This is a genomic window from Mesorhizobium sp. CA15 (assembly GCF_020165215.1).
In the GTDB taxonomy this organism is placed as follows: domain Bacteria; phylum Pseudomonadota; class Alphaproteobacteria; order Rhizobiales; family Rhizobiaceae; genus Mesorhizobium.
In genome coordinates this window covers 190,137-214,898 of record NZ_JAIUHQ010000006.1, presented here as the reverse complement: position 1 = coordinate 214,898, position 24,762 = coordinate 190,137, and the positions used below count along the sequence as shown (strand labels likewise).

At 61.8% G+C, this 24,762-nt stretch carries 13 protein-coding genes and 1 pseudogene; 8 read left to right on the top strand and 6 right to left on the bottom strand.

Annotated elements, in window-relative coordinates; all coding sequences use genetic code 11:
- Positions 1-87 precede the first annotated feature (87 nt).
- A complete protein-coding gene (locus tag LB515_RS13425) occupies positions 88-11,517 on the bottom strand; it encodes an autotransporter-associated beta strand repeat-containing protein (RefSeq protein WP_224707997.1) in 11,430 nt (3,809 codons plus the stop codon).
- 428 nt (positions 11,518-11,945) lie between these two features.
- Complete coding sequence (locus LB515_RS13420) at positions 11,946-12,581, bottom strand: helix-turn-helix domain-containing protein (protein WP_224707996.1); 636 nt, start codon at positions 12,579-12,581, stop codon at positions 11,946-11,948.
- A gap of 671 nt (positions 12,582-13,252) precedes the next feature.
- Here LB515_RS13420 and LB515_RS13415 point away from each other — a divergent pair.
- The 3 genes from LB515_RS13415 to LB515_RS28280 all read left to right on the top strand — a co-directional run bounded on the left by LB515_RS13415 (position 13,253) and on the right by LB515_RS28280 (position 14,844).
- Positions 13,253-14,005: a LysR family transcriptional regulator gene (locus LB515_RS13415; RefSeq protein WP_263490274.1), complete on the top strand. Its 753-nt coding sequence runs from the start codon at positions 13,253-13,255 to the stop codon at positions 14,003-14,005.
- The gene (locus LB515_RS28135; RefSeq protein WP_263490273.1) at positions 13,944-14,303 is read left to right on the top strand and encodes a LysR substrate-binding domain-containing protein; all 360 of its coding nucleotides are present in this window, start codon (positions 13,944-13,946) and stop codon (positions 14,301-14,303) included. The genes LB515_RS13415 and LB515_RS28135 overlap by 62 nt, the downstream gene beginning before the upstream one ends.
- A 346-nt stretch (positions 14,304-14,649) precedes the next feature.
- Positions 14,650-14,844 (top strand): HWE histidine kinase domain-containing protein, encoded by a 195-nt coding sequence (locus tag LB515_RS28280; protein ID WP_318012626.1) that lies wholly within the window; start codon positions 14,650-14,652, stop codon positions 14,842-14,844.
- Here the strand turns inward: LB515_RS28280 and LB515_RS13405 are convergent.
- From LB515_RS13405 to LB515_RS13395, 3 genes and pseudogenes are all read right to left on the bottom strand, one after another.
- Complete coding sequence (locus LB515_RS13405) at positions 14,816-15,658, bottom strand: alpha/beta hydrolase (protein WP_224707995.1); 843 nt, start codon at positions 15,656-15,658, stop codon at positions 14,816-14,818. The two genes, LB515_RS28280 and LB515_RS13405, sit on opposite strands and share 29 nt — an antisense overlap.
- Before the next feature lie 47 nt (positions 15,659-15,705).
- Positions 15,706-16,314 carry a hydrolase gene (locus LB515_RS13400; protein ID WP_224603373.1) on the bottom strand — a complete coding sequence of 203 codons (609 nt, stop codon included), beginning with the start codon at positions 16,312-16,314 and terminating at the stop codon, positions 15,706-15,708.
- A 45-nt stretch (positions 16,315-16,359) separates the two neighbouring features.
- Positions 16,360-17,274, bottom strand: a pseudogene (locus tag LB515_RS13395) (alpha/beta fold hydrolase).
- Positions 17,275-17,515: 241 nt separating this feature from the next.
- On the opposite strand from LB515_RS13395, the gene LB515_RS13390 reads away from it, so the two are divergent.
- The 5 genes from LB515_RS13390 (at position 17,516) to LB515_RS13370 (ending at position 22,157) form a co-directional block, all read left to right on the top strand.
- A complete protein-coding gene (locus LB515_RS13390; RefSeq protein ID WP_224707994.1) occupies positions 17,516-19,198 on the top strand; it encodes a histidine kinase in 1,683 nt (560 codons plus the stop codon).
- Positions 19,199-19,203: 5 nt separating this feature from the next.
- Entirely contained in the window at positions 19,204-19,851 is a 648-nt protein-coding gene (locus LB515_RS13385; RefSeq protein WP_224707993.1) for a response regulator, read from the top strand.
- 626 nt (positions 19,852-20,477) lie between these two features.
- Positions 20,478-20,984, top strand: coding sequence for a helix-turn-helix domain-containing protein (locus LB515_RS13380; protein ID WP_224707992.1), 507 nt, complete (start codon positions 20,478-20,480; stop codon positions 20,982-20,984).
- 460 nt (positions 20,985-21,444) lie between these two features.
- Positions 21,445-21,813 carry a phage integrase N-terminal SAM-like domain-containing protein gene (locus LB515_RS13375; RefSeq protein WP_224523679.1) on the top strand — a complete coding sequence of 123 codons (369 nt, stop codon included), beginning with the start codon at positions 21,445-21,447 and terminating at the stop codon, positions 21,811-21,813.
- Positions 21,804-22,157 (top strand): ATP-binding cassette domain-containing protein, encoded by a 354-nt coding sequence (locus LB515_RS13370; RefSeq protein WP_095765747.1) that lies wholly within the window; start codon positions 21,804-21,806, stop codon positions 22,155-22,157. The genes LB515_RS13375 and LB515_RS13370 overlap by 10 nt, the downstream gene beginning before the upstream one ends.
- 190 nt (positions 22,158-22,347) lie before the next feature.
- Here LB515_RS13370 and LB515_RS13365 read toward each other — a convergent pair whose 3' ends face one another.
- A complete protein-coding gene (locus LB515_RS13365; protein ID WP_224707991.1) occupies positions 22,348-24,633 on the bottom strand; it encodes a mechanosensitive ion channel family protein in 2,286 nt (761 codons plus the stop codon).
- Between the last annotated feature and the right edge of the window lie 129 nt (positions 24,634-24,762).

The following is a 24,762-nucleotide window of genomic DNA, read 5'->3' as shown; positions in this document are numbered from 1 at the left end:
CTTCAAGAAATTCATCACGCCCAAGAGGCGAACGGAGAGAGTGCGCACATCTGCCCGCATTCCGATTGTCCAGCCTCGTTGACGCCGCTACCAGTGCACGCTGAAGCCGAGCTTGCCGCTGACGACATTGCTGCCGCCGAAGCTCGCCAGGCTGGTCTTGGCCAGCGCCTCGCCATAGACCGAGTATTTGCCGTCGCCGAAGTCGAGCGAGCCGCCGAGGCCGACGCCGCCCCAGACCTTCTGGTTCTGGCTGGAAAGCTTCACGCCCGAGACATCGACATCGGTTCCGTCAAGGAAGTCGTAGTAGAGGTTGGCGATGCCGTAGACATGCGCCCGGCTCACCTGCCCGGCGCTGTCGGCCCACTGGTCCTCGTAGTCGGCCGAGATGCCGAGGCGGCCGATCAGGCTGTCGCCGCTGCCGGGCGACACGATCGTGCCGAACGGATCGGTGAAATTGTCGAAGTCGACGGCCGAGTAGGAAAGCTGCGCCTGCGGGGTCAGCGACCAGTTGGAGCGCAGCGCGATCTTCTGGCCGCTCTCGATGCTAAGCGCATAGCCGAACCCCTTGTTGCCGTCGGCAAGCTTGCCCAGCACGGCCGAGTTGATGTCGCTGTCATACCAGGTCGCCTGGGCCTGGCTATCGACATAGAAGCCGCTGTTGCCGAGCCAGGTCAGCGTGCCGCCGACGCCGTAGCCGGTGGCCGAGATCGAGCCGGTGCCGAAGCTCGATGACACGTCCGACGAGACGGTGCCGTAGTGAACGGTGATGCCGCCCAGCAGGATGCCGGCCTCGCTCTCATGCAGCAGGCCGTCGACGCCGGCATTGAGCTTCCAGGTCGTCACGTCGTAGTCGGTGCCGGTGGTCGAGGTCTTGGGCTCGAACTTGCCATGGGCGGCATCGATACGCGCCCAGATGGCCTTGCCGTCGACAGGTCCCTGGCCGGGCACGTCCGCGCCCTGCGGCGTCGCGCCCTCGCCCCAGGCCCGATTGCCGATGCGCTGCTGCAGCGTGCCCAGTTCGTTGAAGCTCTGCAGCACGCCTGCATAGGCCTCGTAGAGCGGCGTGCTGGGCGCATAGAGCGGACCGGTCTGGTTGATCAGGGTGGAGCGCAGATACCAGTCGCCATCGGCCGGCGTGCTGACGCCGTTCTTGTAGAGCCGGTAGGCGTAGGCGCCGCCGACCACCGCCTGGTCACCCTCAAAGACATAGTCGCCGGCAAGCGTGAAGGTGCCGGCCGAGCTGCCGTCGATGTCGACGATCTTGATGCCTTCGCTGGTCTGCGCGCCCGCGCCGCCGACATTGCTGACCGCCAAGATGCCGGTGCCGGAGGTGTTGCCATGCACGACCAGCCTGTCGGTCGCAGAAGCATCGCCGTCGAGCGCGGCGTTGATGAGGATCTTGCCGCCATTGCCGACATAGTCGCCGCTCACGGTGAGCACTGTTCCCGGCGCCGCAGCGCCAAGCCGCACCGCCCCGCTGCTGTTGAGCGAGGCCACCGTCTGGTCGAAGCCGGCAAGGTCAAGCGTGCCACTGGAGGCGACGGTGAAGGCGGACAAGGGGCTCAGCACGTCCGCAGCGCCCGCCGCGAGCGTGCCCTGCTGGACGGAGGTGGATCCCGAGAAGGTCGAGCCAGCGGACGTCAGGACAAGCGTTCCATCTCCCGCTTTGTTGAATGCGCCCGATCCGGTCAATGCTCCGTTCAGGGTCAAGGTGGTACCGGCGTCGGTCGAGATAGTGCCTTGGCCGAGAACGTCGATGGCGCGATCGCTGGCGAAGCTGGCGGTGGAGTTGAGCGTGCCGCCGTTGAAGGAGAGCCCGCGCGCCGCATCGCCGAGGTTGGCATCGGCCGAGATCCGCAGCGTGCCGCCATTGATCGCGGTGCCGCCGGTGTAGCTATTGGTGCCGGTCAGCACCAGCGTTCCGGCATCCGTCTTCACCAGCTGGGCACTGCCGGTGAACGCCGAGGCGATCGTTGCCGTATAGCCCGCACCCGCGTTGGTGCCGTCGCCGACCCGGATCGTCGACTGCGGCCCGAGAAGGCCGATATCGCCGCCCTGGATGACATAACCGTCGGTCGAGAACTGCATGCCGGCGGCCGTTACCTGGCCGAGCCCGTTGTCCACCGTCACCGTGCCGGCCTGGCCGGCGAAGATGGCGAAGGCGCTGTCCGAATAGGCTGCGTTGATCGACCCGGTGTCTTCGGTCCAGTTGTCGTTGCCCGAAGAGCTCTGCCAGGTGCCGTTGCCGCCATTGATCGTGCCGTCGAACTTCGGACCGGCATCGCCGTCCCAATAGTTCAGGTTCAGTCCGTTTGCGTTGACCAGGTTCACCTGATGATCGACGGACGTCTGCACGAAGTAGTTCGAGGACGGGATGGAGCCGACGGACAGCCCGTTATTGGTCAAGGTCCCGCTGTAATCGAACACGCGGTAGATACCGGGGCCGAAGGTTCCACCCGGCGAGACAGTGACATTGAGCGTGCCGTCGAGCACGAGATCGCCGCCGACGGTGGTCAGATCGTTGAGAGCCCCGCCGGCGATATTCGCCTGGCCGAAGCTGTAGTTGAGGATCGAGCCGCCGGAGAGCGTCAGATCGCCGGCGATCGCCAGCGTTCCCGGCGTGCCATCGGCCGATCCCGGCGAGAGTGTCGCGCCGTCGGCGACCACCACGTTGCCGCCGATAATGCCCTTGCCGCCAAGCGTGGCGCCGATACCGACCGAAGTAATCCCTGTGGCCAGGCTGTTGTCGCCGTCGATATAGAGCCCGCCTGCCGTCACCGTGGTCGGCCCGGCATAGGCGCTGGCGCCGGTCAGCGTCAGCGCCGCCCCGCCCCGCTTGGTGAAGCCGCCCGTGCCGCCGACCACGCCGGAAAGCGTGAGATCGGCATCGGTCTGGAACGTGCCGCCGCCGGCATTGAGCGTGACGTTACGCGCCGAGCCGAACGCGGCGGTGTTTCGCAGGGTCGCGCCATTGTCGAATGACAATACGCCCGCCGCATCGCCGAGATTGGCGTCAGCCGAAACCTGCAACGTGCCGCTATGGATGGCGGTGCCGCCGCTGTAGCTGTTGGCGCCGCCGAGCACCAGCGTGCCGAGATCAGTTTTCACCAGTTGGCTCACACCGGTGAGATTCGAATTGATAGTTGCCGTGTAGTCTGCACCCGGCAGGGTGCCGTCGCCGACGCGGATCGTGGCCTGTGACCCGACCAGCTCGATGTCTTGTCCCTGGACCAAGTAGCCGTCGGTAGCGAACTGCATGCCCGCGGCCTGCACCTGGCCATTGGTGTTGTCGACCGTCACCGTGCCAGCGCTACCTGCGAAAATTGCGAAGCTGCCGTTCGAGAAGGCGGCGTTTATGTCGCCGTCGGAGCCGGTCCAGTTGTCGTCGCCGGCCGCCCGCCAGGTGCCGTTGCCGCCGTCAACGCCATCATTGGCCTTCGGCCCGGCATCGCCGTCCCAGAAGTTGAGGGTCATCGCGCTGATGTCGACCAGGTTCACCTGGCCTGCGACCGAGGTCTGCACCACGTGATCGCTCGACGTGGTATCAAGCCCGTTGTCAGTCAGAGCGCCGTCGTAGCTGATGACGCGATAGATACCCGGGCCGAAATTGCCGCCGGGCGCTTCCGTCACGTTGATCGTGCCGTCGAGCGCCAGATTGCCGTGGACGACCGTGAGGTCGTTGTAGGCGCCGCCGACCACGCCGGCTTGGCCGAACGAGTAATCAAGGTTCGAGCCGTCGGCCAGTTCGAGGTTGCCGTGGATGGTGAGCGTGCCGGGCGTCGGGCTAAGCGCACCAGGAGCCAATGTCCCCGCGACATCGACGAACACATCGCCGCCGATGATACCATTGCCGCCCAGTGTGCCGTTGTTGACGTTGGTCAGCCCGGTCGCTGCGCTCTGGTCGCCATCGATATAGAGCCCGCCGCCGCCGACAATTAGGGTGCTGCCGCCGTAAGTGTTGTCGGCCGTGAGCACGGTGTTGCCGGTCCCGTCCTGGGTGACGCCGCCGTTGCCCGAGATCGTGCCGCCGAAGGTATAGAGGTCGGAGCGGTTGAAGCTGAGGGTACCGTTATCGACCACGTCGCCCAAGATGGAGCCCGTGGTGCCGCCGGTGCCCAGCATCAGGATGCCGCTCGCAATCGTCGTGCCGCCGGCATAGCTGTTGTCGGCGCCGAGGATCAGCGCGCCAGCGCCGGTCTTGGTGAGCGCGCCCGCGCCGTCGATCGCGCCTTCCCACTGCACAGTGCTGTCGACCTGGAACGTCCCGCCGCCCACCTGAAGCGTCGCGTCGCGGCTGGCGACGATGCTGGCCGCGCCCTGCTGGTAGAGCGTGCCGCCATTGAAGGTGACCTTGCCGGCTGCGTCGCCGAGATTGGCATCGGCGGTGATCTGGACCGTGCCGCCATTGATGACGGTGCCGCCCTGGTAGCTGTTGGCGCCGCTGAGAACCAGCGTGCCGCCACCCTCCTTGGTCAAGGTCCCGGCGCCGCTCACGGTGTTGGTCAGCGTCAGCTTGGTCGCGCTGTCGGTGTCGAAGGTGCCGCCGCCGACATTGAGGGTCACGGCGCGGGCAGAAGTAATATCCGCCGTCGTGTGCAGCGTGCCGCCGTTCAGCGAAAGACCGCCGGCAGCCGCGCCGAGATTGCCGTCCGACGCGACCTGAACCGTGCCGCCATTGATCGCGGTGCCGCCGCTGTAGCTGTTGGTGCCGGACAGCACCAGCGTGCCGAGCTCCGTCTTCAGCAGCTGGCTGCTTCCGGTGAGGTTCGAGGTGATCGTCGCCACATAGGCCGCACCGGCTGCAGTGCCGTCGCCGACGCGGATAGTCGATTGCGGCCCGACCAAAGCGACGTCGCCGCCCTGGATGAGATAGCCGCCGGTGGCGAACTGCATGCCCGCCGCCTGCACCTGGCCATTCGTGTTGTCGACCGTGACGGTCCCGGCGGCACCCTGGAAGATGGCGAAGCTGGCGTTGGCGAAGGGCGCGGCGAAGGTGCCGCTGGCATCGGTCCAGTTCTGGTCGCCGGCCGCCCGCCAGGTGCCGCTGCCGCCATCCACCGCACCGTTGGAATGGGGGCCGGCATTGCCGTCCCAAAAGCTGAGCGTCAGCCCCGCGGAATTGACGAGGTTGACCTGGTTGGCGACCGCGGTCTGCACGAAATAATCGGGTGACGTGACGTTCAGTCCGTTATTCGTCAGCGAACCGCCATAGTTGAGGATGCGATAGACGCCTGGCCCGAAGGTGCCGCCCGGCGTCTGCGTGATGTTGAGCGTGCCGTCGAGCGTCAGGTTGCCGCCGACATTGATGAGATCGTTGAGCGGTCCGCCCGGCACGTTCGCCTGGCCGAAATTGACGTTGACGGCCGACGTGTTGTTGAGCGTCAGGTTGCCGCCGATGGTGAGCGTGCCGGGCGCATTGCCCGCGCCGCCGGGAGCGAGCGTGCCGCCGTCGGCCACGGTGACGCTGCCGCCGATCGTGCCGGTGCCGCCGAGCGTCGCCCCGCTCGCGACAGTAGTCTGGCCGATAGCACCCGACTGGTTGCCGTTGATCAGCAATGTCCCGGCATTGACGTTCGTCGCGCCGATATAGGTGTTGGTTCCGGTTAGCGTGGTGGTGCCGGTGCCGAGCTTGTTGACCACGCCACTGCCGGAGATGGCGCTGTCGAATGTATAATTGTTATTCAGATTGAAGGCGAGCGTGCCGTTGTTGGTCACATTCGGCGTCGCCAGCGCGCCGGCCACCCCGCCATTGCCGATCTGCAGCGTGCCGGCCGAAATCGTCGTACCGGACGTGTAGCTGTGATCGCCCGTCAGCGTGAGGGTGGCGGCGCCTTGCTTGTTCAAGCTTTCGAAACCGGTAATCTGAGCGCCATTGAGCGTACGGCTGAAGGTTGTGGTCACCTGCAGCGTGTCGGAGCCGCCGCCGCCGTCCACCCCGACTCCGGCGATCGTCGCAAGACCGCTCAACAGGAAAGTGTCGTTGCCGCTGCCGAGATTCAATGCGGCTGCGCCGGTATTGAGCGAACCGGCGGCGAGATTGACAATGTTGCCGCCTCCGCCCAGCGTGCCGTTGCCGAGCAACGTGCCGCCAGTGAAGTTGATCGTGGCGCCGCCGGTCCCGCCCGTGAACAGCGTCTGCGTGCCACCGGCTGCCTGGACCGTGCCGCCGCCGACGTTGAGCTTCGAGCCGGAGTTCATCGTGATCGTCGGCGTGGTTATGGAGGCGCCCCCTCCGTTGCTCTGCAGCGTGCCAGCGTTGATCGTAATCCCCCCGCTGCTCGTCAGGCTGCCGTTCACCTGCAATGTGCCGGCGTCGATCCGTGTGCTGCCGCCGATCGCGTTTGTTGCCGAAGTGAGGATTGTCGTGCCGGTGCCGATTTGGGCGATGTTGCCGGCACCGCTCAGCGTGCCCGTGAAGCTGAAGCTGTCGGAGCGGTTGAATGATAACGTCGAGGTCGAGTTGACGACAACGACGTTGCCTGTGCCGGCATTGCCCGACGTGCCGCCATTACCGATGATCAGGTTGCCATCATTGATGACGGTGTTGCCGGAATAGGTGTTGTTGCCCGTTAGCACCCAGGTGCCGCTATCATTCTTGGCCAGAGTCGTTTTTCCGGTCGCGGCGTTCTGGTCGATAATCGTGCCGCCCATGATGTTCAGGCCGGTGTTGGTGCCCCCCAGCGCCAGCGTGCGCGGCCCGGCGCCGCTGTATAATGCGGAGCCGGTATTGGTGAACTGGATCGCCCCGCTGCCGGACGATTCGATGAAGCTGACTCCCGTCTGTAACGTGAACAGCCGGTCGGTCATATCGCCCGTGCCTGTATAGCGAAGCGTCGAACCGCTGCCGATCACCAGGTTCGATGCCAGGTTTGATGATTGCCCGATCGAACTCGCCTGGCCGCCATTGGCCAGCTTGTCGACGGCAAGCACGCCGCCGCTGATCGTCGTGGCGCCGGTATAGGTGCTCGTCTGGTTCTTGAGCACCCAAGTGCCGGTGCCGGTCTTGCTGAGTGAAGTCGTGCCGCTTGCGGGATTGTCAATACGCGCCGAAAGCGAGTTGTTGGCCGTGCTGAGGCCCGCGAGCGTCAGCGTGCGGTTACCGTTGCCCGACATGGTGACGGGCGCCGTGCTGGTGAAATTGATCGGCCCCGGGCCGGAGGCGTACGCGTCGAGACCGCCGCCATTAGGGCCGAGCGTGAACTGCCGATCGGTGCTGTCACCGGGACCATTATAACGCAGCACGCCGCCATTGATGATGAGATTGTTCGGCGCGGAACTCGATGCTCCAATAGAGCTGTTGGTGCCCCCATTGGCAAGGCTGGCCACGGCGAGGATACCGCCATTGATGACAGTCGGGCCGGTGTAGCTGCTGGCGCTGCCGGACAACGACTGCGCACCGGCGCCGTTCTTCACGAGCCCGCCACTGCCGCTGATAGCGCCGTTGTAATTTCCGTTCGACCCGTCGCTGATCGTCAGGTTGGCGCTTCCAAGCGTGATGTTGCCGCCGGTAATCCCCAGATTGGCCTGGCTGATATAAAGAACTGTGTTGTTAAGATTGTTGAGGTCCAGCGTTGCGCCGGTTGTGTCCATCCGCAGGCCGCTCGAGCCAAAGGCACTGGTCGATCCCGCGCGCAGGATGCCGCCATTGACGAGGGTGGCGCCATTATATGTGTTGGCGCCGGAGAGCACCAAGGTGCCCGGACCGGTCTTTTGAAGCTGCGTCCCAGTCGCCACACCACTGAACTCGAGCGTGGTCCCGGCATTGGCTACATTGATGGTGCCTGCGTTAAGCGTGAAGCCCCGATCCGTGGTAACACTACCGCCGGTGTAAATCAGTGTGCCGCCTATGAGCTGCAGATTTGCCGATGCGTTGCTCGATGCGCCGATGTCGCTCGCCTGGCCGCCGTTGCGTAGGCAACCGACGCTCAGCACGCCGTTGATGGTGGTTGCACCCGTATAGCTGTTGGTACAGCCGCTGAAAGTCTGCGCACCGGCAGCGAGCGTGACGCCGCCCGTGCCGCTGATCGTGCCTGAAAAGGCGTTGCCGCTGTTATTGATCCTGAGCGTGGCGGAGCCCAGTGTCACATTGCCCGCGCCGATGAGACCGCCGACGGTATTGTTGTTACCGGCGAGATCGAGCGTTGCGCCGGCTAGCACGTTCATCTGCCCAGCGCCCGTTCCGTTCGCGTCCGTGCCGCCGAAGGCGCGCGTCGAGCCCGCCCGCAAGATTCCGGCACTCACCGTGGTAGCGCCGGTGTAATTGTTGGTCCCCGACAGCACCAAGGTACCGGCGCCGCCCTTGGCGAGACCGCCCGCCCCGGTGGCTACGCCGCTCATCGTCAGCGTGGTGCCGCCGACTACGTCGATGGCTCCGCCGCCGGTGCCGAGCGTGAAGCCGCGGTCGCTGGTGGTGGTTCCGCCGATATAGCTGAGCTTCCCACCGTTCTGTAGCAGAAGATTGGAGGAAGCGTTGCTCGCCGCGCCAATACCGCTCGTCTGCCCGCCATTGGCAAGCGCGCTTACGGCCAGCGTGCCGCCGGCAATGGTGGTGACGCCGACATAGTCGTTGCCCGCGTTGGTCAGCGTCAGCGTGCCGGCGCCGGTCTTGGTGAAACCGGCATCGTCCGGGCTGGTCACTTGGCCGGAGAAGGTCAGGTCGGTGGCGGCATTGGTGACCTCGACGATGCGAGACGGACCACCGTTGACGAGGGTGAAGCCGCGGTCGGTCGAGGCCGTGGCGCCGGTGTAGCGCAACGTCCCGTTTTCGATCACCAGGTTCGAAGGCGCGTTGGACGAGGCGCCGATGCCGCTCGCCACCCCGCCATTGGCGATACTGTTGACGGCGAGCGTGGCACCGCTCACCGTCGTCGCACCGGTGTAACTGTTGCTGCCCGTCAGCGCGACGACACCGGTGCCGGTCGAGCCTCCCGTGCCGCCTACCGTGAAGGACGTCGCGCCCCCGTTGTCGACAATGTTGGAGGCGACCGTGAAGGTGCCGCCACTATTCTGCTGCACTCCAAGCGCGCTGCCACCGGCGCCTCCGGTCAAGGAGCCGCCCTGGATGGTCTGGTTAGCGGTGCCGACTAAGGGAGAGATGATTATAGTGCCGTCAACGCCGAGTATATTGCCGGCGCCAACAGTGACGGTGGAATTGGCCGCCGCAGTGTATTTGAGGCCCCCGAGCGCGACATTGCCATTCACCGTGCCGAAATAGGGCGTATTGGCGCTGCCGCCTTCATCGCTGAGGATGTTGCCGGTTGCCCACAGCGCCGCATTGTCCTGATTAACATAAGCGGTGAATGCTGTGATGAAGCCGCCCGACACTTGCGCATAGTCGGTGCCGTTGACGGTTGCCCAGCCGCCGAGCGCGCCGTCGGCATTGCTGGTGGCCATGGACGTTCCCGCGCTTATGCCGAAATCGACCAGACCGCCGGAACGGCTGACTGCGCCTAGATTGACCGCAAGCGAGCCGCCCGCGCCCGCCGTCGCGGTGATCCTGTTGTTGCCCGCCGTGACGTTCAGTCCGCTGAAATTTTGGCTATTCGCCCCCGTGCCACCTTTCACGGTAAGCGTGCCGCCGTTCATATTGAGCGCCGAGGAAGCGGAAATGATATTGTTCGTCGGCGCGCCGGGCGCTGTGAAATCGAGCGCCAGCGTGCCGCCGCCGATTGTAGTCGCGCCGGAATAGGTGTTGGCGCCGGTGAGCGTCTGCGTGCTGGCGCCGAGCTTGGTGAGGCCGCCGGCTCCGGTGATGACGCCGGCATAGGCGGTGCTACCTGATGTGCCGTTCAGCGTCAGGTTATTGCTGCCGAGATCCATAGTCCCGCCGGTGCCCGCCAACGAGCGAGCGGTCATGTCGAAACCGCCCAGGTTCAGTGTGCCGCCATTGACGACAAGCGGATTGGAAGGCCCGAATGCAGCAGAACTTCCGGCGGTGAGCGTTCCGCTCTGGACCGTGGTGGTGCCGGTGAAGGTGTTGCTGCCGCTCACCACCCAGGTGCCGGCGCCGTTCATGGTGAGGTTGCCGGCGCCGGAGATCACGCCTGACAATGTGCTCGTCCCCGCGAAGCTGCCGCCGAGCGTCAGCGTGTCGGCGACGCCGCCGGCGACGAAGCTCGCCGGGCCGCTGAATGTGAGCGCGCCGGTGCCGTCATTGCTGATGGTGCTGGGACCTGAGATCGTCAGCGTGCGGTCGGTCGCCGAGCCTGCTCCGGTATAGCTCAGCGTGCCGCTTTGAAAATTAATGGTATTGCCGGTGCCGAACGAGCCGCTGGTGCCGCTGTTCGCCAGTGTCGCGGCTTTGACCGTGATGGTGGTGATGAAGGTTGGTCCGGTATAGGTGTTGGCGTCGCCAAGCGTGATGGTATGGCCCGCGTTGCCGCTGAACTGAATGTTACGAGCGACCGAGGAACTGATGACACCCAGCAGGTCCATGTCGGCGGCCGCCGCGGAGAAATTCATGGTGAGCCCGAACCCACCACCGGCCAGAATGTCGCCGGTCAGCGTCAGCTTGCCTGTTCCGGCGTTCTGGAAGGTGTTTCCGCCGCTGGATGTGTTGTTGAAACGCCAGTTGCGGTTGGAGCTGTCGCCGTCACCGAAATAGACCAGATTGCCGCTCAATCCGCCGCCGGCGCTTACAGTGATGGTACCCGATGCCGCATCCGTTGGCGCGCCGAGCGAGCTTGCCACGCCAAGGTCTGCTACCGAAGTGAAGCCATTGGTGCTCTGGCCAAAAACCGTTGCCCCCGTATAGTCATTGGCGTCATTGCTGATTGTGCCTGAAACCTGTAGCCCGCCAGCCCCGGTGAAGTGCGCTGTGAGCGCTCCGCTAGCTGCGAACGCACGCCCACTAACAATCGTAATAACCCGGTTGGCGGCAAGTGCGCTGGTCGAGCTGATCGAGGTTCCATTCGCAAGCGATACGCCATTGCCGGCAGCGCCGAGCGACGCATCGCTGGCGAGCCCGAGTCCTCCGGCCGAGACGGTGATGTCACCCGTGAAAGTATTCGCACCCGTGAGCGTCAGCCCGCCCGCGCCGACTTTGGTGAAGCCCGATCCGGCGATCACCGAACTGATTGTGGTGTTTCCGGCAGTGGAAATCGTCGGCGTCGTGCCGGTGAGCGTCAGCGTGCTGCCGGCGATTGTATAGCCCGCGACACCGAAGGTCAGATTGTGGGCCGTCATCGGCCCCGCGAGCGTCACCGTTCCGGCGATGCCGTTGAAGATAGCATTGTCGCCGCCCACGGCGGCATTGTTCCAGATGGCCATCGGCCCGGTGACGCCGTCACTGCTCGGATTCCAAAACAGCGACGAGGTGTTCCAGGCTCCGGTACCCCCGAGTCCCACAGCCGTGCCGTTGACGTCCCAATAGAGATCGGCCGCCCCCGCCGGCACGGCGCCAAGTCCGGCCAATAGCGTGGCTGACACAAGCGCACCCCGCAAGATCGGAGCTGCCGTCGAAGCCAGATTGGTAAGGCTCGGCGCATAGCTCGCCGCCTCGCCTTTCCATTTGGTCATCCGGCCGCCGCGCAGGAACTGCGTGAACAGAGGTCCGCGTTTCCGCCCTTCCGGCCGCCCCTGCGAGCCCGAACGCGCCTGGGAGGATGCGCGTTCGGGGTGTCGGGTATCGGCTTTCAACTTTCGGTCGCCGGCGCCATCGCCGGATTCTACGCGGCCGTGGATCGTCCCAGCGCAGGCCAACCCAGCCATCTATCCCCCTTTGTATTAGTAAGTAATAATGTTCATGTCCCGATGGAATCAGGACACAATTTAAGAGAAAGGCATGGAACGTGCGTTGCGTATTTCAGAAAAGTTCGACGTTTTGTAAAAACGTCCGGCCGATTGCCGCCTTAAAGCAACTTAGATAAAAGTGTTACTCCAACAGCACAAGTTGTTATTCCGTAAGGCTAATATAGCTTTAACGAGCGAGCCTCGGTTCGACGATTTCAGATCGAGGAGCGGAAGCGCGTCGGCGTTGTCCCGCGATGTTTCTTCATCGCAGCCGTTAAATGGCTCTGACTGGAGAACCCGCTGAGATAGGCGACATCCGTGATGGTCGCGTCCCCCTCAGAAAGCAGCCGCGTTGCGTGATCCAGCCGCAGATCCAAAAGATAACGATGCGGCGACTTCCCAAAGGTTCTGCTGAAGGCCTGGGTGAAATGCTTGGGCGAAAGATTGGCAAGCGTCGCCAACTCGCCGACCGAAACTTTCCGAGCAAGGTTAGCCTGCAGGAAGTCCTCAAGATTGTGCGCCGCTTTTCGCGTCAGCCCGCCTTTGAACTGCTGGGGCTCCTTGTCGCGCGACGTGTAGGCATGAAGGATATGAACTCCGAGGATAGCTATGAGGCGCTCGACGTAAAACTCGGCAGCGCCCTGCTCTTTGGTAAGTTCGGCTTTGAGCAACTGCCCAACGCGCAGGGCGGTGTGATCGAGCGTGCCGAGGGGCGGAGGTTTCAACTCGACCTGTTCAGTGCCGAACTGTTGTCTCGCAAGTTCCTTCAGGCTGTTGTCAGGGTAGACGATAATCGAACTTTCGCGCGCCTCCGACAAATGCAGGCGAGCTTCAAGATACGCCGGCTTCACGATGATGGCTCCTGCCGGCGCGTCATAGCGCTCGGCCTTACCCTCACCCAGTCTCGCGCAGGTGCCGGGCGCGGAGTCGAGGCCGACATATACGACATGGTGACTGGCCGGAAGAGTGTATGGTCCGGGCGGTGAGATTGAATAGGCGGCCGTTCCCCGCCTGGTCGCTATCGCCCAGCCATCGGCCACCGAATGAAGAGATTCCAGGTCAGCGTCGGCTGAAGGCGGATCAGCATCTAGATCGCATTCTGAGGACGTCATGCCATTTTAGCCTGTAACACAGGTTATCCTTTAGCTTCGCCTAAAATATATTCGCCTAACCGGCCTTGAAACCCAACGTTGGTTGCGAGTGCCTGGTTCCCATCCAATTCACACTTGTGAAATCTCAGCAAGCCGCGTGACATTGAGCCAGCCGCGGGTCGAGTGGCGGATTTTCGATTTTGGAACGAGCAATATTCGGAAGAGCAGGCGGCCTCGATCCTCTATCCTCTATCCATGATAGATGCACGTCAGTACGTCAAAATTGCCAATCTGCCGTGTTGCCAAACGATCATCGCTGCACCAGTTTCCCGCCGCCAAATCCCTGACTCTCGGCAGCGTCGAGGACGGTAAGCTGAGCTCTTAATCGACAACAGATCGCATCATCGAACCCTCCGTTCGGGATTTTGAACATGGAAGCCAATCCGTCTTATGAACTGAAGGACATACGCTGCTTTGTTCAGATCGCCCGCGCTGGAAGCATATCGAGAGCGGCGGACACCTATAGCGTTCCCAAGTCGACGCTCAGCCATTATTTGCAGACATTGGAGGATGCGCTTCAGGTAGAGCTGTTCGTGCGCAGGCGCAGAGGGCTGGAACTTACGGACGCCGGGAGGGAGTATCTCGACAATTGTACGGCCATTTTCGACAGCTGCGATAACGCGGCCAGCGCTGCACAGCGCGCTCACTCGTCCATCAGCGGGAGTGTCCGTGTTATTGCCAGTTCCGAATTTGGGACGGCAATCATCGGCGCTGCGGCGCACTTCCTCCTGCGCGATAACCCGAACATCGATGTAGACGTGAAGATCATCCCGAACGACAAGCTTATCGTGGGGGACTTCGATTTCGACTGCATGATCTATGTTGGCGAGCCTCCAAACTCGGTCCTGATGCGTCGAACCCTGGGCGCCATCTCCTACGCATTGTATGCCAGCCCCGACTTTCTGGCCCGGCACGGAACGCCGGAAACCATTGCCGACATCGAGCGGCTGAACGGCGTGGTTTACATGCGCAACAGCGTGGTCGAACGATGGCGGCTTCGCAAAGACAAAGGCCATTGCCGAGGCGAAGCCGATCGGCAAGTTCAAGGTCAACGACTATTGGATGACGAAGTACTTCACGGCGATAGGATCGGCGATCAGCTACCTGCCGGATTTCTTGGTTGAGTACGAAGTGGCGGCAGGCGCGCTGGTGCCCGTCTTGCCAGACTGGCGTTCCGAGAAGCGATCCATCTATGCGCTCTACCCAGCGCAAAGACACCGCAGTCCCCGGGTGATGAAGTTCGTGGAAACCGTTTCTCGAGAGTTCGATCGGATCATCCGCTATCCCGGCTACCTGCTGGTGAAGCTGCAGGAGAGCTCTAACGATGAGACTCACCGCGGTGCGCCTCCGCCGACGGACGGCAACGACATTGCGAGGCTCCACACCGCACCCGATCCATTTCCAACAGGTCACGGCAAGTAGTCTCTAGTGGCCTGGATTCGGGGCGTTGAGGGTGCCCTCCGGGCATGGCGGCGAGGCCTGGTCGTTTTGGACAGCGTTCGGCATCGGCGCCGAATTGGCATTCACATTGTTCCAGTCTCGCTGACGATATCGCCCGTGCGCAAAATGCCGGGCAGATTATCGGCGCATCGAAAGTCGCCCGGGATATCACGGCAACGAAGGAGCACGAGCATCGCATTCGAATGTTGATGCGCGAAGTCAACCACCGGGTCAAAAAACCAATATTGCGTCATTCCTCGATGATCAGGGAAACCAACAAGCTGCGCACAATCCCACAGCTTTCGAGCGGCAGGTTCGTGAGCGGATCATGGCTCTGTCACGCTCGCATGATCTCCTTGTTAGCGGCGACCGGGAGGGAGTGACGGTTTTCGAACTTCTGCTGTCGCAGGCCGAACCGTTTGAGAGTGAGGGACGAATCTCCATGTCCGGACAGTCGGGCGCTGATCGCCGGCGCCTGAGGTTGATCATCGATTTCAAAGACGTTCGTCGACCCAACCTTTGATGTCGGCCATGACCACCTCTTTATCCTTGTCATTGAGGAGGTCATGGAAATGGCCGTCATACAGCTTCAGCGTCCTGTCGACGGCGCCGGCGGTGTCATAGAAGAGTTGGCTGCTGCTCGGTTTCGTCGCCTTGTCGGCCGTGCCGTGGAGGATGAGCAAGGGCAGCTTAATCAGTGGGAACTGCTCCTTGAGCTTCTCATCGGCGCGAACCATCTCGGCAATTGTTTTGGTCGGCTGGGTTTCATGGGCGATGAGTGGATCGGCATTCATAGCCTCAACGACGGCCGGATCGCGAGAAAAATCCTCGTTCTTGAGGTGCAAGACATGCGCGTGTGGCGCGATGTGGCTAAGCCCCTTGAGCACCGCAAGGGCGAAGTCGGGCGCCGGCACCTGGAACGCGAAGCTCTCGCAAATCAGCCCCGCCAGCCCAGCTTGGTTTTTCAGCGCGTAGAGGCAGGCGACCACACCGCCTGCACTGTGTCCGAGCAGAAACACCGGCAGACCGGGCTCCCGCGACTTGGCGATCTCCACGACACCCGCGACGTCGCTCACATAGTCGTCGAAACTGTCGACATAGAAGCGCTCGCCATCCGACCTGCCGCGTCCGCGCAGGTCAACGGCATAGACGGCCAGCCCGTCGCCTATGAACTGCTCGGCCACCCAATCATCGTAGCCGCTGTGCGAATTGAACCCGGGGACGATAACGACGACGCCGTTCGGATTGGCGAATGGGCGCCACGACCGAAAGGTTATCTTCAAACCGCCGCGGCTCTCGAAGCGATCATCGACGGGGTTGAGGACTTCCTGGTTCATTTTCTTCTCCCGTCGAGCGCGAAGCTGAGGCTTTCGAAGATATCGGCTCAATGTCCTTCGACCGCGAAGACGATTTCCGCGAAGGCCGGAACCGTCTTTTCGCGGAGCCAGTCGCGCTGCAGTTCGCAGGCGAACTGAACCCAGCTGACTGGCACCGCCCCTGCTTGCAGAATGCGTTCGAGCCCGGCCCGGTGTGCCTCCATGGAGGTGCCCCCGACGGCATCGACCACTGCATAAACCTCGAAACCGTCGCGCAATGCATCGAGCGCGGGAAAGGCCAGGCAGACCTCGGTCCAGAGAGCGGCCATAACGAGCTTCTTTCGGCCGGTTGCCCTGACAGCGTCGGCAAAGTCCTTGTCTTCCCATGCATTGATCGCGGTGCGGTCGATCGCTTCAACGGCCGGGAAGATGTCGCGCAGTTGGTGAATGAGGGGCTGGTTGCGACCGGTATTGACGTTCACTGTCGTCAACACGACAGGTACATCATAGAGTTTCGCCGTCTTCGCCAGCGCTACAATGTTGCTGACAAGGGTCCGCCGGTCCATTGACGCTACGGAGGTTACCTGGACCGGTTGATAGTCGATGATCACGACGGCGCAGTTGCTGGGTGTTAAGAGGTGGTCCTCGACTGGATTGCGCGTGGGTCGGCTTGCCATGGGTCTGTGCCTTCAGGTGCTGTACTTGGCCATGTTGCCGGGCAGCTATCTGGCGAGAAAATCCGTGACCAGCTTTATCGTGGCGTCGGGATTCTCCTCCATGATCCAATGTCCGGAGCCGGGTATGATCTCGGCGGTCACATCGGTTGCGACAAAGCGCAGAACATCCGCCTGACCCGCGCCGAAGGATTTTTCGGCACCCAGCGCCAGCACCGGCATGGCAACCTTGCCGCCCTTTTCGACGAATTCCTTGTTGTCGGCCGCATCCTGGTTGAACGCGGCGAACTGCTCGAAGGCATCGTGCATGGCACGCGGTCGGGCGTAGAGCTTCGAATAATGCTTACGGGTCGCTTCATCGATGGCCTTGGGGTTCGCCGACAGCTCATTCCATCAGCGATCGAGATAGATGCGCTCTCTGCCCGCAACCAATCGCTCCATGTCGGGGCCGCGGAAGTTGAAGTGCCACAAGAGCGGCAAGTGGATGATGTTTTCCCAATCGCCGATGCCTGGCAGCGGCGCATCGATGACGGCCCAGCGTGTGACGCGGTCGCGATACTGGGCGACGAAGGCATAGCCGACCATGTTGCCGATATCGTGGGTGACGAGATCCACCTTGTCGATCTTCAGATGATCCAGGATGCCGGCAATGTCGAGCGCCTGGTTTTTCTTGGTGTAGCCGGTATCTGGATGGGCCGAGAGCCCCATGCCGCGCAAGTCCGGCACGATTACGGTATGGTCCTTCATCAGCCTGGCGGCGAGCGGCGCCCACATGTCGCCGCTGTCGCCAAAACCGTGCAGCAAGAGCACCGCAGGCCCCTTGCCGCCAACTCGGACGTAAAGGCTGGTGCCGTTGGTGTCGATCGACTGCGCCTTAAATTCAGACGGAAAGGGGACAATCCGAGCCGACGCCGGCAACGTAAGAAGCATCACGCCTAACGCCGCTATCACTATCTTGAGCATGTTGTTCTCCCGAAGCTTTGAGCATGTGAACCGAGCTGTGTCGGCCCGGCTGACGACCTGGCCTCGGGAACAATAGGTTTCCGTGCTCCTATTGGATTGCTCGAATCTGACCTGGATTGAAGGAAGCAGCCCTTTTCTCGCGCCGCCCTTGCGCGCGGACGATTTTTTCGTTCCGAGCGAAACCTAGGGTGATAGGCTGTTGTCCCACGGTCGAGGGCGCGTCATGGACAGAAGTGGGGGAATGGTTGACGATGCTGGCGCGAAGCTGAAACTGCTCGAGCAAGAACTTGCCCATGCGAGGAGCGAGCTCGATGCCAGCCGGAAGATTTCAGCTCAGCTCACCGAAGAGAAGGAGGCACTTCGTATCCATGCGGACCGGCGGCAGTGGGAGGCGGGCTTCCGGCTGGCGACTGATACGACACCCGGATTGATCTGGTTCGGCCGAGCGGACGGTTCGGTCGAATTTCTGAACAGCCAATGGTGTGCCTACACCGGGCTCAGCATGGAGGAGGGGTTGGGCTGGAACTGGGTAAGCGTCATCCATCCGGAGGATCTCCCCGGCCTGATCGAACATTGGGGCGAGATCATCAAGTCGGCACGTCCAGACGAGCATGAAGCGCGGATGCGCCGGTTCGACGGCGCGTATCGATGGTTTTTATTGCGCTGCGCGCCGCTACTCGAGGAGTCGGGCGCCGTGATTCGATGGTACGGCACGAATACGGACATCGAAGAGCGTAAACGCGTAGAGCAGGCGCTCAGTGCTTCAGAAAATGTATCGCGTGGCCAGGCCGAGGCACTCAAGAGCACGCTCGATGCACTGGCGATGGAACCCGTCGCCGACAAGTTGGTGGAACACGTGCTGCGCATCATCACCGAGCAATTCGGAGCTCATAGCATCAGCGTCTGGCGACGGGATCCCGCGACTGGAATGATAGGCATCGAGATGGCCTTCGAAGAGGGCCGGGTGGTAACCAGCGCCGATCCGCGGTTCGCCGGAATGGACAAGTGGCTGCCGATGGAAGAGCGCTGGCCTTGGCCGGAGGTCTTTCGTACGGGTAAGCCCAGCCTCATTGAAGACATCCGCACGGTCCCGGCATTTTCTCTGCGCGATCGTCTGCTGCCGATGGGCATTATCACTGTGTTGCTGGTGCCAATGTTCGTCGCTGGCCATCTTGAAGGGGCGATCGGTCTTCGCTTTGTCGAGAAACGGGTGTTTGGCACGGAGGAGATGGACCTTGCTCAGGCTTTGGCCAACCAAGTGATGCTGATGATCCAGTTCGCGCGCCTTTCCACTCAGACCCGCGAAACGGCCGTGATCGCGGAACGCAATCGCATCGCTCGCGACATACACGACACTCTTGCCCAAGGGCTGACGGGCGTGATCGTGCAGTTGGAAGCCGCCGAGGACGCAAACCTGCGGGGGCTTTCTGCGGAAGCTGGAGAGCATCTGGACCGCGCCCGCCGCCTGGCTCGCGAAAGTCTTAACGAAGCCCGGCGTTCAGTACACGCGTTGCGTCCGCAGGCATTGGCCGACAGCAATCTCAGCGGAGCGCTGGCGGAGCTGTTCACGAAGATGACGGCAGGAACGAGCCTGAAACTGGATTTCGCGGTGCTTGGCGCACCACGATCACTGCCTCCCGATTCGGAAGAGAATCTGTTTCGTATCGGCCAGGAGATCCTTACGAACGCCTTGCGTCATGCACGGGCGAAACTGGTTGTCGCCAAGCTGATCTTTTTACCGGGAGAAGTCTGCCTTGATCTGACCGATGACGGACGCGGCTTTGATCCTTCGAGCAAGAATGATGGATACGGTTTGCTTGGAATCAGGGAGCGGGTCGAAAGAATAGGCGGTCGGCTCGTTGTTCAAAGCTCAGCGGCGAAGGGCACGGCCGTGCGCATCACCTTGCCATCGCAGAAGGCTTGAACGTCATGAGCATTGCTCCCGAAAACACGCCAGCCGCCAAGATCAGGGTTCTAATTGCTGACGACCACGTAACAGTGCGCGAAGGTCTGGCGGCAATTATCGGCCGTCAGCCGGACATGCTGGTCGTCGCGGAAGCCGCAACCGGCCGTGATGCCGTCGATTTCTGGCGGCAGCAGCATCCTGACGTCGTGCTGCTCAACCTGCGTATGCCGGTTCTCGACGGTGTCGCGGCTATGGGCGAAATCCGGCAGCAGGATCCTTTTGCGCGCGTTGTCGTTTTGACGACCTTCGACACGGACCATGAGATTTCCCGCGCCATCAAAGCCGGTGCCCGTGGCTACCTGCTGAAGGACGCTCAGCGGGAAGATCTACTCGACTGCATTCGCAAGGTTCATGCAGGCGAAATCTGTATCCCGTCGCTGCTGGTCGCAAAGCTTGTAGCTGCCGTCAGCAGCGAAGAACTCAGCGGCCGCGAGATGCACGTGCTGACGCTGCTGGCGCAAGGCAAGGGGAACAAGGAGATCGGCCTAAATCTGCACATCAGCGAAACGACTGTGAAGTCGCATTTACGCAGCATCTTCAACAAGCTCAATGTTCTAAGCCGGACCGAAGCGATCTCCGTCGCCAGCCGGCGGGGTCTGGTTCAGCTTTAGCAGATCACAGGCTCAAGGTCTTCTCGCGCTTCTGTCGGCGTCCCGGCTGCGCTTGCGGGCTTCGTTCGAAAGTATGAGTCGACGCCGGGCCATTGGAAGTATCGGAAATTCCACCGCTTCACCAATTTCGCGAGACCTCCGCGAAGTGCATCCTATCGGCATTGCAGGGACGTTGTGCTGCCGCGAGGGACAACCGGTGAACAGTCAAACGACCGATCGTTTAGGCGAAACGACGACGGGCTTCATGGCAGCCGCCGAGAAAAGGGTTGCGCACAGACAGATGCGATGCTTGACCGGCGTTAGTGTCGAAGTCGCCCACCTGCATGGTCCCGGTCGGCATCTGGAGGACCTAGGGTCAAACCGGCCGCGACTGACCGCGATCCTGGAGCAGATCGGCGGCCGCGCGGAAATGCTTCTGACGCCCTTCTGCCCGACCCAGTCCATGCCTCCCTCCGCGGGAGGGGCTGTCAGACATCTCACCTTCGTGCCAGCCGGGGTTACCTCTCTGGCAGTTTACCCGACAGTGCCACTACATCCGCCGGCTGGTCGTCGATTTCGATCTTCCTGAACTGGCGGTACACTTCGGTGAAGCCTTCGAGTTTACATCCCGCCTTACGCCGCGTGTAATGTTCCACGACAACCGCCTCCTGGCTCTGGTTGAATTGCTGGCCGATGCCTGCATTCACACCCACCCAGATGATCGCCTCTATGGAGATAGCCTCGCCCTGGCGATATCGTACAATCTGTTCGGCTTGAGAGGGCAGGAGGAAAAACGGGGTGGACTTGCCCCCGCACGGCTCCGCCGAGTGACCGTGCTCATGGAGCAGAGTCTACCCAGAGCCATCCCTTTAAAGGACTTGGCCGATATGATCGGACTTTCCGAGGGCTATTTTGCTCGTGCTTTCAAGGCTTCTACAGGAATGTCGCCGCATCGCTGGTATCTTGCCGCGAAGATACGAGAAGCACAAAAAGCGCTGCTTCAAACAAGCGACGCGCTGGCTCAAGTGGCACTTGCCAACGGATTTGCCGATCGGAGCCATTTTACGCGTGCCTTCAGAACGATCACTGGCTACTCACCCGGGGCTTGGCGCAGGAGCCATCCGACACAGGAATCCGATTTTGCCGCTGCCTAAGCGCGATACATCGCGCCTGGGCGTCCTAACTTGCTCGATCGCGTATCGATCAAACAATAAGGCCGCCCCGGTTAGACCGGGACGGTTATTGATTTATGATGAAAGTGTTTGCGGGGACGGCCAGCCACTGAAACCGACATTCGCTGGCTGTGAAGTCTGAAATGGCGCAGATATTCGGAAGAAGTCACCGCTTCCTTGTTTGTCATTTCGGCAGACCAAAACGAGTGCTTACCGCGTTATCGCCGCATTCCGAGCTTCACCAATCGTCGTCCGCTAGCCTCAAGGGACTGCCCTCCCAATGAATGTTCGAGATGACCGAATTGAAGCCCGAAGAACGAACCCGCTGCGCGGGATGGGCGCGTGGGGTGAGGTAGAGATCACGAGCCGGACGTCGCTCTCGCATTGAGGGTGGTTCGGCAGCGGCAGAGCATCACGGGCTTCTTCAACAAGGAGCCTGACCATGCCCTATCCTGTTCTTGATGCACCTATCAGTCCACTTCGTCAGCGGCTGATCGACGACATGAACATGCGGCGTTTCTCACGGGAGACGCAGCGCAACTATCTGGGCGACATCGGACGCCTGGCGACGTTCCTCGGGCGTTCACCAGACACAGCGACCACCGACGACCTGCGCCGGTTCCAGATCGAGCAGCAGGACGACGGTGTTCCCGTGCCGAGGATGAACAGCATCGTGTCGGCGCTGCGCTTCTTCTTCACACATACGGTCGATCGTCCCGATCTGGCGACGGGCCTGCGCAAGAGCTACGAGCAGATGGAAGTGTTGAAAGGCATCGACTTCGAGATGGCCGCCGGCCAGAGATCGCGCTGATCGGCCCCTCGGGCTCGGGCAAGGCCACCTGCCTGCGCTGCCTGAGGAGCCGAGCGCCGGGAAATCCATCTCGATGGCGAACGGATCGGCGTCAACCGCGGCCGGCCGATGAACGATCGCCGTTCGCCCCGCAACGCGCCGAAATGGGAATGGTCTTCCAGCTGTCCAATCTCTGGCCGCATCTTTCGGTGACGGAGAACGTCGCGATCGCCGTGCGCAAGGTGCGCGGGCTTCCCGCCAGGGAAGCGAAGGAGCTGGCGCTGGAGATGCTCGCCAAGGTCCACATGACCCACCGCGTCCACGACGAACCAACCTCGGCGCTCGATCCGGAACTGGGTGCATGAGGTGCTGAAGCGGCCGGCAGGACGAACTTGCCGTCGACCTGCTTGAACTGGGCTCATTTCTCCTCCAGCCTCTTTCGAAACATCACCGAATGCGGCAATGATCGGTCCGAGGGACACGGAAAGAAAGAGTATCCCTGCCACGGGCGATACGCGGAAAGCTGTACTGTGACTCGCAGGTGTCACAGCTTTCCTACTCCGTTGTGCTGGCTTTTTTTCTGCGCCGATTGGTGTGCGACTGCGCGACGGCCACTTTCAACTCGGGTGTGATCTCCAACGGCGCGTTCCCATGTGGGTTCTGCAGCCCCTCGACGTGGACGGTCGGGAATGGGAGTTCGATGCCCTGCTCCTTGAAGACCTGGCGGAGACGTACATAGAATTTGCGTTTCATGTTGAAGGCGCCTCCCGGTCTGGTTGTGGCCTTGACCCTCAATACGATGCCGTACTCGCCGAACTCCTGTACGCCCTGCATTTTGATCGGTTCGAGCACCCAGTGTTTGAACTCGGGATCTTCCGCCAGTTCGAGCCCGATCCGCTTGATTAGCTTGCGGGCGAAGTCGATATCGGTGTCATAGCCGACGGTGATATTGAATTTGTCGATAACCCAGTCACGGCTCTGGTTCTGAACTGCCCCGAGTTCACCGAAAGGTATCGTGAACAGCGGACCACGATGGTGGCGCAACTTCACCGAGCGCAGCGAAAAGCTTTCCACAGTACCCTTGTAATTGCCCGAGGAAATATATTCGCCGACACGAAACGCATCATCGAGCAGAAAAAACACGCCCGAAATGATGTCCTTGACGATGGTTTGTGCCCCAAAGCCCACCGCGACGCCGACGACGCCAGCGCCAGCGATCAGCGGGCCAATCTGGATACCCAGCGAGGCGAGCATCATAAGCACCGCCATCACTATGATCGATGCGAGCAGAATGTTCTGGAGGATAGGCAAGAGCGTGTGCAGCCGCGCCTGCTGCGGATCGAGGATCGGGACGTCCTCGTCGCCGATCACAGGGTGCGGTGTTTCGATGCCCAGCTTTCGTTCGATCAAAGCTTTGATGATCGACCAGCCGAAATCGGCTGCGAGGGCAATGACCACGACATTGATCAGGCCGCGCAATACGACCGTGGTCGTCGTATCGCTGTCCCGCATCGACTGCATGTCCAGGCCCCAGACACGCGCGAGAAAATAAGCCGCCGCCAGGATCAAGATCATCCGGACTCCGCGGTCGATGACAGCGATCGTCACCGCCGGGATCGTAGGCCGGCCAGCATCCTCAGAACCCGGCCGCAGGACGAAATTGACCCCGCGCTGCGTCAGCACGACCGCCAAAGGCAGGAAGAATGCGGCGAAGGTAAACCAGAATAATATATTGAGGCCGGCGATGCGCAGCAGGAACAGAACGACGAAATAAGCAGTCAATAGCCATGTCGCTGCCGTGTGGCCGCTTTGGTGCGCACCGTCTCGCTGTGTTCTTGGTCGACGCCAAACCGCAAGCAGCAAGAGCAACAGCAGTACGAAATCGGCGCCCGTTGACAGGACCAGCATTCCGTCCCGATCGATGCCGAGACCCGGCAAGAGGATAAACGCCGCGCCGAAGAAGGCGAAGACGCCGACGATCCGGGGTAGCCAATAGAACCAATGGTCGGCCGTTTCGTTGGTGATCGGCAAAGCACGAACCTCGACGGCGTTCTCGACTTTCATGAAGGAAGGGACGAGCATGGCTGCGAGGTACATGCGCACACCCGCCGTAACGACCGCAGCCATCAGAAATGTCAGCACGATCTCGCGGATAAGCATTGGCCAGTCGAACAACATGAACGCGCCGGCGCTGCCCAGCGCGAACGATACGATCAGCAGGCTGGAATAAAGCGTGCGGCCGCCAATCTTCTTGGCTCGCCCAATCGGCGTATCCTTCGACTGCGCGATGATCCAAAAACGAAACGGACGGGTGAGCCTGTACATTGCCCAGGTGAGCGCCACGCCGGCGGCGATGAAGATCGCAATCAGCATGAATACGCCGGCAGAGCCCTTGCTTGACATATCGTCCATGGTCTCCGTGCGAACGCGCGCGAACTGACCTGGCAGCAAGGGCACGGTTCGCGCAATTCTTTCGATATGATGCTTGATCCGATCGAGCGTCGAGGATGCCATCGTATTCATCTGGCCCGGTGCGGCCGCGGGGTCGGACGATATGTCGGCCGGCGAAGCTCCCGCCTCGGCAGGCGCTCCCGTCGGCCCGGAGCCCTGCTTTCGCTGTTCGGCCACCCAGGCCTTCACTGACGGATCGTCGAGAAGCTCGAACAGCTGTTTGACCTTTTCAGGCGGGACGGCCGCCGGCGCCTGTGCCTGTACCGGACCGGCCAACAAGAGGGCGATCCCAAGGACGAGCGGCCCGGCAATCACCGCCAGCAGTGCCGTCAGATCTCCGAAATGTCGTGCCGGTCGCGCCAGATACCCGGCTCCCAATCGTCGATTCATGAGTGGCATCGTGGTTTAACCTTCCCTCAAATCGGCAGGCAACGACGTCTATGTCCCCCATTACTCCTACCTTGAAGAAGCCGAAGTTGTGGTGCAAGACTTCATCGTTCCGAGCTAGACCGTTGCGCC

Excerpts from the sequence above, each read along its gene's own strand:
- LB515_RS13415 (WP_263490274.1), top strand. The coding sequence starts at position 13,253 with ATGGAAGCCAATCCGTCTTATGAACTGAAGGACATACGCTGCTTTGTT.
- LB515_RS13385 (WP_224707993.1), top strand. The coding sequence starts at position 19,204 with ATGAGCATTGCTCCCGAAAACACGCCAGCCGCCAAGATCAGGGTTCTA.
- LB515_RS13400 (WP_224603373.1), bottom strand. The coding sequence starts at position 16,314 with ATGGCAAGCCGACCCACGCGCAATCCAGTCGAGGACCACCTCTTAACA.
- LB515_RS13425 (WP_224707997.1), bottom strand. The coding sequence starts at position 11,517 with ATGACCAAATGGAAAGGCGAGGCGGCGAGCTATGCGCCGAGCCTTACC.
- LB515_RS13365 (WP_224707991.1), bottom strand. The coding sequence starts at position 24,633 with ATGAATCGACGATTGGGAGCCGGGTATCTGGCGCGACCGGCACGACAT.
- LB515_RS13390 (WP_224707994.1), top strand. The coding sequence starts at position 17,516 with ATGGTTGACGATGCTGGCGCGAAGCTGAAACTGCTCGAGCAAGAACTT.
- LB515_RS13375 (WP_224523679.1), top strand. The coding sequence starts at position 21,445 with ATGCCCTATCCTGTTCTTGATGCACCTATCAGTCCACTTCGTCAGCGG.
- LB515_RS28280 (WP_318012626.1), top strand. The coding sequence starts at position 14,650 with ATGGCTCTGTCACGCTCGCATGATCTCCTTGTTAGCGGCGACCGGGAG.
- LB515_RS13380 (WP_224707992.1), top strand. The coding sequence starts at position 20,478 with ATGTTCCACGACAACCGCCTCCTGGCTCTGGTTGAATTGCTGGCCGAT.
- LB515_RS28135 (WP_263490273.1), top strand. The coding sequence starts at position 13,944 with ATGACGAAGTACTTCACGGCGATAGGATCGGCGATCAGCTACCTGCCG.
- LB515_RS13405 (WP_224707995.1), bottom strand. The coding sequence starts at position 15,658 with ATGAACCAGGAAGTCCTCAACCCCGTCGATGATCGCTTCGAGAGCCGC.